Annotated in this window: 12 protein-coding genes; 10 read left to right on the forward strand and 2 right to left on the reverse strand. The window is 42.8% G+C overall.

The genetic code is table 11. From position 1 onward, the window contains the following. Entirely contained in the window at positions 1-957 is a 957-nt protein-coding gene (locus CWC28_RS01255; RefSeq protein WP_054553219.1) for an AAA family ATPase, read from the reverse strand. 336 nt (positions 958-1,293) lie between these two features. Between CWC28_RS01255 and fadI the strand changes: the two genes are divergently transcribed. From fadI to CWC28_RS01270, 3 genes are all read left to right on the forward strand, one after another. Then, positions 1,294-2,604: an acetyl-CoA C-acyltransferase FadI gene (fadI, locus tag CWC28_RS01260; protein ID WP_063529462.1), complete on the forward strand. Its 1,311-nt coding sequence runs from the start codon at positions 1,294-1,296 to the stop codon at positions 2,602-2,604. Beyond that, positions 2,604-4,829 carry a fatty acid oxidation complex subunit alpha FadJ gene (fadJ, locus tag CWC28_RS01265; RefSeq protein WP_063706683.1) on the forward strand — a complete coding sequence of 742 codons (2,226 nt, stop codon included), beginning with the start codon at positions 2,604-2,606 and terminating at the stop codon, positions 4,827-4,829. Before fadI ends, fadJ begins: the two co-directional genes overlap by 1 nt. Before the next feature lie 137 nt (positions 4,830-4,966). Continuing rightward, the gene (locus CWC28_RS01270; protein ID WP_063706685.1) at positions 4,967-5,497 is read left to right on the forward strand and encodes a GNAT family N-acetyltransferase; all 531 of its coding nucleotides are present in this window, start codon (positions 4,967-4,969) and stop codon (positions 5,495-5,497) included. 13 nt (positions 5,498-5,510) lie between these two features. Here CWC28_RS01270 and CWC28_RS01275 read toward each other — a convergent pair whose 3' ends face one another. Further along, a complete protein-coding gene (locus CWC28_RS01275; RefSeq protein ID WP_063706687.1) occupies positions 5,511-5,897 on the reverse strand; it encodes an MmcQ/YjbR family DNA-binding protein in 387 nt (128 codons plus the stop codon). A gap of 190 nt (positions 5,898-6,087) precedes the next feature. On the opposite strand from CWC28_RS01275, the gene efpL reads away from it, so the two are divergent. The 7 genes from efpL (at position 6,088) to CWC28_RS01310 (ending at position 13,364) form a co-directional block, all read left to right on the forward strand. Next, positions 6,088-6,660 carry an elongation factor P-like protein EfpL gene (gene efpL / locus CWC28_RS01280; RefSeq protein ID WP_063706689.1) on the forward strand — a complete coding sequence of 191 codons (573 nt, stop codon included), beginning with the start codon at positions 6,088-6,090 and terminating at the stop codon, positions 6,658-6,660. A gap of 144 nt (positions 6,661-6,804) precedes the next feature. Then, positions 6,805-7,533: an RDD family protein gene (locus CWC28_RS01285; RefSeq protein ID WP_063706690.1), complete on the forward strand. Its 729-nt coding sequence runs from the start codon at positions 6,805-6,807 to the stop codon at positions 7,531-7,533. After that, positions 7,530-8,480, forward strand: coding sequence for a stage II sporulation protein M (locus CWC28_RS01290; protein ID WP_063706692.1), 951 nt, complete (start codon positions 7,530-7,532; stop codon positions 8,478-8,480). The genes CWC28_RS01285 and CWC28_RS01290 overlap by 4 nt, the downstream gene beginning before the upstream one ends. Further along, the gene (locus tag CWC28_RS01295) at positions 8,470-9,930 is read left to right on the forward strand and encodes a hypothetical protein (RefSeq protein ID WP_105175223.1); all 1,461 of its coding nucleotides are present in this window, start codon (positions 8,470-8,472) and stop codon (positions 9,928-9,930) included. The genes CWC28_RS01290 and CWC28_RS01295 overlap by 11 nt, the downstream gene beginning before the upstream one ends. Then, positions 9,920-11,068, forward strand: a complete 1,149-nt coding sequence (locus CWC28_RS01300; RefSeq protein ID WP_105175222.1) for a DUF4350 domain-containing protein — start codon at positions 9,920-9,922, stop codon at positions 11,066-11,068. The genes CWC28_RS01295 and CWC28_RS01300 overlap by 11 nt, the downstream gene beginning before the upstream one ends. Next, positions 11,065-12,048, forward strand: a complete 984-nt coding sequence (locus CWC28_RS01305; RefSeq protein WP_138624603.1) for an AAA family ATPase — start codon at positions 11,065-11,067, stop codon at positions 12,046-12,048. Before CWC28_RS01300 ends, CWC28_RS01305 begins: the two co-directional genes overlap by 4 nt. Next, the gene (locus tag CWC28_RS01310) at positions 12,045-13,364 is read left to right on the forward strand and encodes a DUF58 domain-containing protein (protein ID WP_138624604.1); all 1,320 of its coding nucleotides are present in this window, start codon (positions 12,045-12,047) and stop codon (positions 13,362-13,364) included. The genes CWC28_RS01305 and CWC28_RS01310 overlap by 4 nt, the downstream gene beginning before the upstream one ends. The last annotated feature ends 17 nt before the right edge of the window (positions 13,365-13,381 follow it).

The raw sequence follows: 13,381 nt of genomic DNA on the forward strand, positions 1-13,381 counted from the left end.
TTATGGTACTGCCACCAATTCTAAAATACGGCTGATCACATCGTCTTTACTGATACCATCGGCCTGTGCTTCGTAACTTAAGATAATACGGTGACGCAATACATTGTGCAGCACAGCTTGAATATCATCAGGCGCAACAAAGTCACGACCTTCTAGCCAAGCATGCGCGCGGGCACACTTATCAAGGGCAATCGTTGCACGTGGGCTTGCGCCATATTCAATCCAGCGACCAAGTTGCTCATCAAGCTCTGCAGCTTCACGAGTGGCAACAATTAACTGTACTAGGTATTTCTCAAGCGGCTCAGCTAAATACAAACCTAATATCGCTTTACGGGCAGCAAATAGCTCACTTTGACTAATTTGCTGTGTCGTAGCTTGCTTGTCAGAAATAGCCTCGCCACGGGTTAGACGTAGGATATCTAATTCGTGTTCAGCACCCGGGTAATCAATGCTCAAATGCAATAAGAAACGATCAAGCTGAGCTTCTGGTAGTGGGTAAGTGCCTTCTTGTTCTAGCGGGTTTTGGGTTGCCATAACCATAAAGAGATCAGACAGTGGATAGGTGTTTTTACCCACCGTTACTTGGCGTTCAGCCATGGCTTCAAGAAGAGCTGATTGCACTTTAGCAGGAGCACGGTTTATTTCATCTGCCAAAATTAGGTTATGAAATAACGGGCCTTTTTCAAATACGAACTCACTGGTTTGCTGGCGATAAATATCGGTACCTGTGACATCTGCAGGTAATAAGTCTGGGGTAAATTGCACACGTTGAAAGCTGCCTTCAACGCCTTTTGCTAAGGCATTCACTGCACGTGTCTTAGCAAGACCCGGAGGGCCTTCTACTAATAAATGGCCGTCTGCCAAAATCGCGATTAACAGTGCTTGAGTTAATTGTGGTTGGCCGATAATTTGCGTGTCTAGGTATGATTTTAATTGTGAAAATGCGTTAACTGCCATAATAAAAAGACTGTCCTAAAAGCGTGAGTCAAAAATTGTTTTTGTTATGCGCCAATACGTTACATTCAGTGCCGATAAATTCTTTTCGCGGTACCGTGATGGGGCGCCATCAACAAGTTATAAGGATTCAAAAGTTATAACACAAGTGTTAGACAGAAAATCCTCAAATAGTTCGTTATTTTTTAAGGATTTTTAGCCTACCATATAAATTCGGTGTTTTTTTGTAAATAGGCCGAAAAAAGCCTATGGTTGAAAACTTACTATTGGCATTCGTACACGGGTTGTTTTAGAATCAGGAAAAACAAACAGGTCAGACCTGTCAGCGGGAGAGCATAAATGTCTGAGCAAAATATACTTAAAACAGCAAAAGGCGATCGTATCGCTATCGTTAGCGGCCTGCGAACGCCATTCGCAAAGCAAGCCACAGCATTCCATCATGTACCAGCCCTTGATATGGGTAAGTTAGTTGTCAACGAAATGCTTGAGCGACTTAACTTCGATAAATCTGAAATTGACCAACTTGTATTTGGCCAAGTAGTGCAAATGCCAGAAGCGCCAAATATTGCCCGTGAAATTGTACTAGGTACGGGTATGCCTGTTTCTGTTGATGCTTATTCTGTTTCGCGTGCGTGTGCGACAAGTTTCCAAGCCATTGCTAACGTAGCCGAGTCAATTATGGCAGGCTCAGTGCAAGTAGGTATCGCTGGTGGTGCTGACTCATCGTCTGTGTTACCCATTGGTGTTAGCAAAAAATTAGCGGGTAGCCTTGTTGATTTAAACAAAGCACGTACGCTTGGCCAGCGTTTAAAGATTTTCTCTAAACTACGTTTAAAAGATTTACTTCCTGTTCCGCCAGCGGTCGCTGAGTACTCTACTGGTTTATCTATGGGTCAAACAGCAGAACAAATGGCAAAAACGCATAACATTAGCCGCGAAGATCAAGATGCTTTAGCACATCGTTCTCATACCCTTGCAAGCCAAGCGTGGGCAGATGGTAAACTGAAAGACGAAGTAATGACTGCCCATGTTGCGCCTTATAAGAGCTTTATTGAGCAAGACAATAACATTCGTCATAACTCAACAGTTGAAGGCTACGCGAAGTTAAAACCAGTATTTGACCGTCAACATGGTTCAGTGACTGCAGCTAACGCAACGCCATTAACCGATGGTGCCGCTGCGGTATTAATGATGAGCGAGAGTAAAGCTAAAGCATTGGGTTACAACATTTTAGGTTATGTGCGTAGCTTTGCTTTCTCAGCAATTGGTGTACATGAAGATATGCTAATGGGTCCGGCACACTCAACGCCAATTGCCCTAGATAGAGCAGGTATCACACTAGCTGATTTAGATTTAATCGAAATGCACGAAGCATTTGCAGCGCAAACACTGGCTAACATGAAGATGTTTGCGTCAGATAAATTTGCACAAGAAAAGCTAGGTCGTAGCAAAGCGATCGGCGAAATTAACATGGACAAGTTCAATGTTTTAGGTGGCTCACTTGCATACGGTCACCCATTTGCGGCAACAGGTGCGCGCCTGATCACGCAAAGCTTACATGAACTTAATCGTCGCGGTGGCGGCTTAGCGCTTACGACTGCGTGTGCAGCGGGTGGCTTAGGCGCAGCCTTTGTATTGGAGAGTGCGTAATGACAGATTCAGTATTTAGTTTATCAGTGGCTGATGACGGCGTAGCCGTTGTAACCATTGATGTGCCGGGTGAGAAAATGAACACCCTGCGCAGTAGTTTTGCAGAAGATTTAAAAACCTTACTTAAAGACGCACAAGCGCAAGCGGTAAAAGGCATGGTATTTATCAGTGGTAAAAGCGATAACTTTATCGCTGGTGCTGATATTAAAATGCTTGATAGCGCTAATAGCCGTGAAGATGCATTAGCGTTAAGCGAAATGTGCCAGCAAGCATTTTTCGATATGAAAAAGCTGCCTTTCCCAACAGTGAGTGCCATTCATGGTGCGGCATTAGGGGGTGGTTTAGAGTTTGCTTTAGCTTGTGATTATCGCGTGTGTTCAGACAGCGATATCACTAAGCTTGGTTTGCCAGAAGTACAGTTAGGCTTATTACCTGGTGGTGGCGGTACTCAGCGCTTACCTAAATTAGTTGGTCTACAAAAAGCACTTGAGTGGATGCTTACTGGTAAGCAAGTACGTGCTAAGCAAGCGAAGAAAACAGGCTTAGTAAATGATTGTGTTCCACACAGTGTATTACTTGACGTTGCTAAAGAGTTTGCCCTGAAAGGTAAGGCAAAGGTCACTAAACCAAAGCTAGACCGTTTAAGCCAATTACTTGAGTCAAACCCATTTGGTCGCAATATTATTTTCAAAAAAGCACAAGAAAACGTACTGAAGAAAACAGGCGGTCACTACCCAGCACCTTTAGCCATTATTAAAGCGGTTCGTGCAAGTGTTGAACTTGATCAGTTAAAAGCATACAAAACTGAAGCTGAAGGCTTTGCCACGCTGGTAATGAGCGATGAGTCAAAAGCATTACGCGGTATTTTCTTTGCAACCACTGAAATGAAAAAAGAGTGGCGTAATGATGATGCACCAGCAATCGCTAAAGCGGCAGTATTAGGTGGCGGCCTAATGGGCGCGGGTATTGCCCATGTTAGTGCTGTAAAAGCCGGTGTTCCTGTGCGCATTAAAGATGTGGCTGAAAAGGGCATCAGCAATGCAATGAACTACAGCTATAAAATTTTAGATAAAAAGCAAAAGCGTCGTATTTTATCTAAAGCAGAGCTACAACAAACCATGAACCGCATTACCGGTACTACCGATTACAGTGGCTTTAAACACATTGATATCGTTATCGAAGCAGTGTTTGAAGATCTTGCTTTAAAGCAAGGTATGGTGGCTGATGTTGAACGTGAATGCCAAGACAACACTATTTTTGCAAGTAATACCTCGTCATTACCGATTGCACAAATTGCTGCGGATGCAGCACGCCCAGAAAATGTAATTGGTCTGCATTACTTCTCACCAGTTGAGAAAATGCCACTTGTTGAGATCATTCCTCATGCTGGTACGTCTGAAGAAACCATCGCTCGCGTCGTTAACTTTGCCCGTAAGCAAGGTAAAACACCGATTGTGGTTAAAGACATGGCTGGTTTCTATGTAAACCGTATCTTAGCGCCTTATGTCAATGAAGCGGCTAATTTACTGCTTGCAGGTGAGCCGATTGAAAAGATTGACCAAGCATTAGTAGAGTTTGGTTTCCCGGTAGGGCCTTTAGCGTTACTTGATGAAGTAGGGATTGATATCGGTTCTAAAATTGCGCCAATCCTTGAAAAAGAATTGGGCGAGCGCTTTAAAGCCCCGGATGCCTTCAATCGCTTAATCGACTCTAAGCGTTTAGGTCGTAAGACTGGCCGTGGTTTTTATCTTTACGACAAGAAAGATAAAAAAGTGGATGAGTCAGTATACGAGCTTCTTGGTGTTACGCCATCACCTCGTTTAAACAAGAGCGAAATTGCTAAACGTTGTGTTGCGCAAATGCTAAACGAAGCGGTACGCTGTTTAGATGATGGCATTATTGCAAGCCCGCGTGATGGTGATATTGGCGCAATTTTTGGTATCGGTTTTCCACCATTCTTAGGCGGTCCATTTAGCTATATGGATAAACTGGGTGCAGCACAAGTGAGCTCAGAAATGGCGACTTTTGCTAACTACAACCCAATTTTCACACCTTGCGATACGTTAAAAGCAATGGCTGAAAAGGGTGATCGTTTTTACCAAGCAGAAAGCGAAGAGCCGGCAGTAGCTGAAATCGCGCCAGTCGATCCGGTTGAAGTAACCAAAGAAGTGGTCGAAGACGAGCAAGCGTCAGAAGTCGCGGATACAGAAACGACCAAAAGCTAATTCTTTAAATTGATTAGTTAATATAAAAGCCCTGCTCATTGAGCGGGGCTTTTTGTTTCGATATTGGCCATAAGTGGTATTTAACTCGTGAAGTCGGTTTGTTATAACTAGGTTTATTTACAAAGCGATTAATCACCATGACTCTCACCACTGCGCGATTAACATTACGGCTATTAAATGCCGATGACTGGCCATTGTTTTATACTTTGCATAATGATGCCGAAGTTATAGCTAAATGCTTCGATAAGCCCTCAGAGGCGCAGTTACGTGCTAAGTTTAATGAACGTTTAAAGCCTTGGCAGCCAAATACGAATTCACCACTTTGTTTAGTTATTGTTGAAACCAGTACCGGTAAAGAGGTGGGTGTAACTGGCTTTACCTCATCAACAGTGCCAGATAGTCAAGAGGTTGGTTATTTGCTACTGCCTAATTTTCATGGTCGTGGCTATGCTACAGAGTCTTTGCAAGCAGTGCTTAATTACGCCACATCAGAGCATGCGGTGCGTGAATTTAAAGCGGTTGTCACCGAGGGTAATATCGGTTCGGAAAAAGTACTTGAGAAGTGTGGTTTTCAGTTAGTCGAGAAGCAGCTAGATGCGTATGCCATTGGCGGCGTTTTGTATACCGATCATCATTTTCATTTAAGTTGCACTGATCACAGAGTGTGATCAGTGCGCAATTTTACAGATGAAGCGCAATCGCTTTTCTGTCTTTTTCTGGCATATTCGCAACCACTAAATCAAACGAATTATCGATCATTCGTTCAATCTCTCCTTGTGGTACGGTGCCATCTAAAATAACCGTATTCCATAAACGTTTGTTCATGTGATAACCCGGGATCACCGACGGGAAAATATCACGCAGTGCTTGGGCTTCATCTGGATCGCATTTCAGATTTAGCCACCATACAAGATTACCTTCATCGTCTGTTTGACCTTCTTTGCCCTCGGCAAGGGTAGCAAACATTTTATGATTCACCTTGTAAACGTCGACATCTTGGCCAAATGGTTGGGTGATCATCACCAATGGCTTTTTCATTAAATACTCGTGTACTGTGTGTTGATTCATGATCCAATCCTTGAAGTCATTTTTCGTAGTTATAAACATAGCAGCTTTTTCGTAGTTTGGAGACAACTATTGTCATAATTTGCTGAAAAATCGAATAAATAACGGGCATGAGTGAAAACTGCAAATTTTTATTGAACAAAAGCCATTACGTGGTAAATTTCTGTCATCAAAAAACGATAGGAATACACCCATGCCTAAGGCAAGTGAAGTTAAAAAAGGCGCCGCTATCGAGCATAACGGCCGTGTTTTAGTAGTTAAAGATATTCAACGTTCTGTACCACAGGGTCGTGCTGGTGGTAGTTTATACCGCATGCGTTTATACGATGTAGTAACAGGCGGTAAAGTTGATGAAACTTTTAAAGACAGCGACATGCTAAAGCTAGCTGACTTAACTCGTCGTGAAGCAATGTTCTCTTACATTGATGGAGACGAATATGTTTTTATGGATAACGAAGATTACACGCCTTACAACCTAAATAAAGAAGCGATCAGTGAAGAAGTTTTATTCGTTAATGAAGAAACTCAAGGTCTTCACGTTATTGTGATTGATGGTGCTCCGGTTGGTTTAGATTTACCATCAAGTGTTGAACTTGTTGTAGAAGAAACTGACCCTTCAATCAAAGGTGCTTCTGCAAGTGCTCGTTCTAAACCTGCGCGTTTAACAACAGGTTTAACAATTCAAGTTCCTGAGCATATTTCGACAGGCGATCGTATTCGTATCAACACTGTTGAACAAAAATTTATGGGTCGTGCAGAAAAATAATTCTGAGGCTCTTAAAAACCGGCTTAATGCCGGTTTTTTTGTTTTATTTGTAACGTGCTCATAACAAAATTCATTGAAAAAGGAACGAAAAACGCGCATTATTATTAGCTTACGAAAACAATAATAAATACCAGTAGTAGATTAATGTTAAACCACGGATTGGAAAACAGAGAATACATCAAACTCCCCGAAGGCGTTGATATCGCCATCACTCCCGCCGGCGTTGTTGCGCGAAGCTATGCTTACATTATCGATTTTCTTATCCGTAGTTTGGTTTTACTTGCTGTGGGTACTGTATTGGCATTTTTTGGCGATGCAGGGCAAGGACTTATATTAATTGCTTACTTTTTAATTTCATGGGGCTATAACATCCTGTTTGAAATGGAAAGTGGCCAAACGCCGGGTAAAAAACGCCTTAAAATCCGTGTTGTGCAAGACAATGGCTTACCAGCAAGCTTCTCGCAAATAGTGGTGCGTAACTTACTACGCCCAGCAGATATGCTGCCGATAGGCTACTTCTTAGGCCTTGTGGTTATGTTGTTTAACAACCGTTTTAAACGCATTGGTGATTGGGCTGCAGGCACCATGGTCATTTACGACGATGAGTTAGCTACGCGCCCTGAATTATCTCAAGGTGAAGTGCATATTCCGACCATCAGCTTAACCACCGAAGAGCAATTAGCTGTGCTTGCTTTTGCTGAGCGTCATGATGAATTATCTGATGCAAGGCGCCGTGAGTTGGCAGCTATCTTAGCTGCACCGTTTTCTGCTGAAGAGCATGAGATTGAGGCGCAGCTCGTTAGCTATGCACGCCACTTTGCTGGACAATCTCAACACGATAGCGATTACCCGCAGCAGGAGGGTAAGCAATGAAGCAAACTCAATTTGTAAAATCAAATAGTGTCAGTTGGGATGAATTTGAAGCGCTTTGTGAACAAAATAATGCAGAGTCTTTACCTGTTAATTTCCCTAATTTGTATCGCAAAGTCTGTAATGATTTAGCTATTGCCCAAAGTCGTCAATACAGCCCAGTGTTGATTGAGCAAATAAACAGGCTGGTGCAGTTAGGACAAAAGCGCCTTTATTTATCTCGAAGTAATCAATTCTCTGAAATATGGCATGTGGCACGCACGGCATTTCCGCGTGCACTGTATGAAAATCGTTTCATGCTTGGCATTAACTTATTGGCATTTTGGGGATTGGCCTTAATTGCTTTTATTTGGGTGACAATCGACCCTGATGCCGCGTATACATTTTTAGGGCAAAGCACCGTTCTTAATATCGAACAAATGTATAACCCAAGTGGTAGTGTTCAATCAGCTGAGCGCGGTGCATCACAAGATCTGATGATGTTCGGGGTCTATATCTACAATAACATTGGCATTGCATTTCAGATGTTTGCAGGTGGCGTGTTGTTTTGTGTTGGCGCTGCTTTTTTCTTGTTGTTCAATAGTTTTTATTTTGGTGCCGTTGCGGCTCACATTGTGAATGTTGGATTTGAAGGGCCGTTTTTCTCGTTTGTGATCACCCATGGCTCGTTTGAGTTAACCGCTATCATTATTGCTTCAGCGGCGGGGTGTCAAATAGGCTACGGCTTGTTAAATCCAGGGCAGTATACCCGTGCATATGCGATGAAACAGGCTGCACAAAAAGCGCTTCCACTGATTGTTGGCGCATTTTTGATGTTAGTCATTGCCGCTTTCATCGAAGCATTTTGGTCACCCCGTGATATTGCTAACGAAATTAAATATTTAGTTGGCAGCGGTTGTTGGGCCTATGTCATTTTTCGCTTATACAGGGGAATGCGCTATGGAGCTTAATCGTCTTAGCTTCAATCCCCGCAAGCGCAGTGCTTACGAGACCTTTGATTTAACCGTGTTGTTAGTTAAGCAGCATGCTATGGCGTTGGTCTCTTTATATTTGATGATGGCCGTGCCTGTATTTCTGATTGTTAGCCTCTTAGTGAATTGGGGCATAGGTGGCTTTGTTGTTTGGTGGCTTAAACCTGTATTTGAGCGACCTTTACTCGATTACATGTCAAAAGCGGTTTTCAATCAGCCAGTCAACATAATGAGTAGCTTAAAGTCACTCAAGCAGTTAAAAATCGCTGATATGCTAGCGCATTTAACCGTTTTTAGGCTCAGCCCAAACAGAGCATTTTTAGCCCCTGTAGAACAACTCGAGCGACTATCAGGCGAGCGCAAAACTAAGCGTAAGCGAGTTTTATTTGCTTCAACTAAGCCAAAACAAACATTATGGATGCTGTTTTGTGTGCATTTTGAATTCATCATTTTAATGGGGATATCGGCGCTGACGATTGCGCTTGTGCCCCATTCATTTTCTGCACAAGAAGCGATGTATCAGCTATTCGAAGCGCCAATCTGGGTTGAGATAGCATTTAACTTTATCTATATCATCAGTATCTCGTTAGTCGCACCGTTATTTGTAACAGGTGGTTTCCTTGCTTATTTACACCGCCGTGTCGAACTAGAAGGCTGGGATATAGAGCTGGCTTTTAAAAATATTCGCACCCGTCTTGCAGGCGTCGTCAGTGCCGTGACGCTATTTATACTGACAACGTTTTCGTTACAGCCATCAACAAGCTATGCAGAGCAAATCGATAAGCAAGCGGTAAAAGAGCAAGTTACTGCTCTTTATAATGAGCCTAATGTCATTGAAACTGAGACCACGTGGGTGCCCAATATCGAAGCAAAAGACAGCTCATCAGAGAGTGATTGGTCTTGGCTTATCGATGTGTTTACTGCGATTGGTGAAGTGTTTGGCATATTTGTTTGGGTACTGGTCGGTTTATTAGTCATTTGGTTGGTTTATTACCTGATGCAAAAGCGCGGTTTTTTTGCAAATTTAAGCTTACCAGAACGTACTAAAGTAAATGAAGAGCCAGTGATCCCCACTTTATTTGCTGAAATTAAAAGCAAAGATTTACCGACTGATTTAATTGCCGCAGCAAAGCAGTGTTTTGAGCAAGGTGAGCACCGCTTGGCACTGGCATATTTGCTTCATCATGCGCTGAGTTGGGCACAGCAACAACATGAAGTGCGCTTGCACCGCTCGATGACTGAGCGCGAATGTAAACGTGCAATTGATGCAAGAGTGCCAAACCAAGGACAAGCGATTTTTGCCCGCTTATTTTCTGCGTGGATCACGGTTGCTTGGGGTCATAAAACCCCTGATATCGACTTTATCGAGCTGACTGAGCAAGTTACTACTATGACAGCAAAGACTAAGGAGCAAGCCCATGAAGCTTAAAGTTGTGCTCATAGCGGTGCTAGTGGTGTTTAGCTTATTTGTTATTGCTGGTATTGCTTCTTTAGATTGGCAGAAAAAAGAAATAGAAATTGGCTTTCATAGTGATGTGGCAAAAGATAACTTCACGATGGCTAAGCGGCTACTTAAAGCCAATGGTATCGATTGGAATAAAAACAAACGCTTGGCAGAACAAGCACAAAGTGATGAGTTAAACATTGACCCGCAAAGTATCTTAATTTTGGATGAGGCGGTGCTTGCTGACTCTTACCAGTTAGATGTACAGCTTGCTGATTGGGTTGGTGAGGGCGGACGTTTAATTTATGTATTAAACAGGCAGCGCGATGAGCTGGCGATTGATAGCACGGTATTTTTTAGTCAGCTTGGCATCAATGTAGAAAGCCAAGAAGATGTGTTTGAATATGATTTTGCGATGCTCAAAGAAGGGAATAAAAATAGTACGCTGTCAATCGATGAAAACACTCAGCTTGACCTTGAGCTAAGCCGTGCCTTTTTTATTGAAAACTGCCCAGGTGTGAGTACCAATAATGATAATGGCGACACCCTGATGTGTGACTTTGCATTTGGTCAAGGTCGGATCATCGTGATGCCCTCATTATTACCTTTTACCAATTATCGACTTCGCCATCTTGATCATGGCAGCTTATTACTTTGGTTAAGTAAAGGGGCTGAAAAAGTAACCTATGTACCTTATCTAACTTACCCAAATTGGTTTGCCAAATTATGGCACTGGAGCTGGCAATGTGTGGTGACGTTGCTGTTATTGATTGTGCTTGCAGTGTGGCATATCAGTAGTCGCATCGGCCGCTCTTATGCACCTGACTTTGACATAAAAACCAGCTTTAATCAGCATATCCGTGCAGTGGCGAGCTTTTATTCTGAGCATGGTCACGAAGCCGTGTTATTTGCTGCACTCAAGAAAGACTTTTACGCCAAAGTTGAATCGCGGGTACCTAATTTTAAAATGCTCAGTGTAGAAAAGCAGGCGCAGATCATCGCTAGTTTAACTCATTTTGAAAAACAACAAGTGGCTCAACTACTTGCTAGCAAGTTTCCTGAGTCAAAAGAACAACGAACAGAATATATAAAACGATTCAAACAATTAAGGAATGCCTTATGAGCACGGAATTGGACACTAATCGCATGAGCTTAGTTGAGGCAGCTGATGCAGTAAAACAAGTAAAGCATAACATTTCGCGTGTGTTAGTCGGTCAAGATGCCATTGTTGAAGATGTGCTTACCGTGTTATTTGCAGGTGGTCATGTATTACTTGAAGGGGTTCCTGGGCTTGGTAAAACGCTATTGGTTAGAGCCTTAGCAAAAAGCTTAAATGTGAACTTCTCACGCGTGCAATTTACGCCGGATTTAATGCCATCGGACGTTGTTGGCCATAGTTTGTATGACATGAAATCAGGTGAGTTTAATATTAAAAAAGGTCCCGCTTTTACTAATATTTTGCTGGCTGATGAAATCAACCGTGCACCAGCTAAAACGCAATCAGCTCTCCTTGAGGTGATGCAAGAGCAACAAATCACCATTGATGGCGAGTCGTTATCTATTGATTCACCATTTATGGTATTAGCCACTCAAAACCCATTAGATCAAGAAGGGACGTACCCACTGCCTGAGGCTGAATTAGACCGCTTTATGATGAAAGTGGAGCTTGGTTTTCCTTCTCATGAATCGGAAGTTGAGCTTTTAAAACTGAATACACAGATTGTTTCTAATGAAACCAAAGTAGAGCAGCTGCCAGCAGTCTTGGATGCTAAGCGTATTGCAGACATTAAACAGCTTTGTGCAGATATCTTAGTGGACGAACAAATACTGAATTATGCCGTCGATATCGTGCGTAGTTCACGAACGTGGCAAGGCGTGCTGCACGGCGCAGGGTTACGTGCCTCAATTAATATCATTAAAGCCGCAAAAGTAATGGCATTAATGAATGGCCGTGACTTTGTAACCCCAGATGACGTGAAGTCAGTGTCTGTGAATATATTAAGACACCGATTAATTTTATCGGCTGATTTGGAGCTGGAAGGGGTGTCATTTGATGAAGTGATCAGTGCCATTTTAGCCAGTGTTGAAGCGCCGCGCTCATGAAACGCATCAAGCATAGACCTGCAAAACGCTTAGTGCAATTAACCGCTTTGTTGCTGTTATTGTTGCTTGTCTGTGCCATTGCATCAGTTGACAGCTTAGTGCTAACGGCCTTGTTAGTAGTGCCCTTATTGGTCGCATTTGTCGATTATATGGCGGCGAAGTCAGAGCCTTTACTTGAAATAAGTGCACAAACGAGTCTCAACATGGCTTTGTATCGACGCCAAGCATTACAGGTCGTGATTAAAAACAAAGCGAAGCATGCGACGATGTTAGATGTCAGTGTTCATTTGAGTAATGCAATTGAGCTGCAAAAGCCACAGCAAACGGTGTTTATAGATGCAATGCAACAAGCAAAGCAGAGCTTTACATTACGTGCTCACAAACGAGGCGATGCGCAGATCAGTGCCATTGAACTTAGGGTCGGGTCGCCATTTGGCCTTTGGCAAACAAACTGGTTAGCTGCGCAAGCGATTCAATTAAAAGTGTATCCCGATTTTAGCCGTGTTACCTCAAAGCAGCATTTAAATGGTGTAGTGAATAAGCCTATTTCAGGCTTAAAACTCACTAAGAAGCGCGGTGATGGTATTGAGTTTCAGCAGTTACGTGAATACCGCCAAGGTGATAGTGTTAGACAGATAGACTGGCAGGCGACCAGTAAGCGTCGAAAACTCATTTCTCGTGAGTATCAAGAAGAGCAAAACCAACACGTCATCGTGATGCTCGATGCCTCTAAAAAAATGGCCATAGAAGCCAATGAGGGCAGCCACTTTGATCATGCTTTAAATGCATTATTACTGCTGTCGCACACAGTTTTAAAGCAAGGTGACTGGTTTAGCATGCAAAGCTTTAACCAAAACCTGCGCTGGTTACCCGATGTAAAAGGCGCACAGAATGTATCACGGGTAATGAATCACTTTTATGATCTATATCCAGATAAGAGCAGCAGTGACTATTTAGTGGCTGTGAACCAATTAATCGCTAAACGCAGTAAACGGTCTTTAGTGTTATTAGTGACCACCCTTGATGAGCAAAGTATTGATGAGTTGATGCCTGCAATAAAGTTATTACAAAAACACCACTTAGTTGCGCTTATTAATATTAACAATCGTGCCGTGAGTGAAGTGCTCGATGAGCCTATTGAAAAGTACGAAGATGCAACCAGCTATTGTGCAGCTTTAGCACTGTTAAATTCACATAAAGCCAATATGGCAAAGCTGAAAAAACAAGGGGTGATAGCCTTAGACTGTAACCCTGAGCAGCTACTACCTCATGTGCTTAACACCTATTTAAATGTGAAGCACTCCGGAGCATTGTAATACTAGCTAGCAATAAA

Source organism: Pseudoalteromonas sp. S4492 (genome assembly GCF_005886115.1).
GTDB classification, from domain to species: Bacteria; Pseudomonadota; Gammaproteobacteria; order Enterobacterales; family Alteromonadaceae; genus Pseudoalteromonas; species Pseudoalteromonas gelatinilytica.

Excerpts from the sequence above, each read along its gene's own strand:
- CWC28_RS01255 (WP_054553219.1), bottom strand. The coding sequence starts at position 957 with ATGGCAGTTAACGCATTTTCACAATTAAAATCATACCTAGACACGCAA.
- fadI (WP_063529462.1), top strand. The coding sequence starts at position 1,294 with ATGTCTGAGCAAAATATACTTAAAACAGCAAAAGGCGATCGTATCGCT.
- fadJ (WP_063706683.1), top strand. The coding sequence starts at position 2,604 with ATGACAGATTCAGTATTTAGTTTATCAGTGGCTGATGACGGCGTAGCC.
- CWC28_RS01270 (WP_063706685.1), top strand. The coding sequence starts at position 4,967 with ATGACTCTCACCACTGCGCGATTAACATTACGGCTATTAAATGCCGAT.
- CWC28_RS01275 (WP_063706687.1), bottom strand. The coding sequence starts at position 5,897 with ATGAATCAACACACAGTACACGAGTATTTAATGAAAAAGCCATTGGTG.
- efpL (WP_063706689.1), top strand. The coding sequence starts at position 6,088 with ATGCCTAAGGCAAGTGAAGTTAAAAAAGGCGCCGCTATCGAGCATAAC.
- CWC28_RS01285 (WP_063706690.1), top strand. The coding sequence starts at position 6,805 with ATGTTAAACCACGGATTGGAAAACAGAGAATACATCAAACTCCCCGAA.
- CWC28_RS01290 (WP_063706692.1), top strand. The coding sequence starts at position 7,530 with ATGAAGCAAACTCAATTTGTAAAATCAAATAGTGTCAGTTGGGATGAA.
- CWC28_RS01295 (WP_105175223.1), top strand. The coding sequence starts at position 8,470 with ATGGAGCTTAATCGTCTTAGCTTCAATCCCCGCAAGCGCAGTGCTTAC.
- CWC28_RS01300 (WP_105175222.1), top strand. The coding sequence starts at position 9,920 with ATGAAGCTTAAAGTTGTGCTCATAGCGGTGCTAGTGGTGTTTAGCTTA.
- CWC28_RS01305 (WP_138624603.1), top strand. The coding sequence starts at position 11,065 with ATGAGCACGGAATTGGACACTAATCGCATGAGCTTAGTTGAGGCAGCT.
- CWC28_RS01310 (WP_138624604.1), top strand. The coding sequence starts at position 12,045 with ATGAAACGCATCAAGCATAGACCTGCAAAACGCTTAGTGCAATTAACC.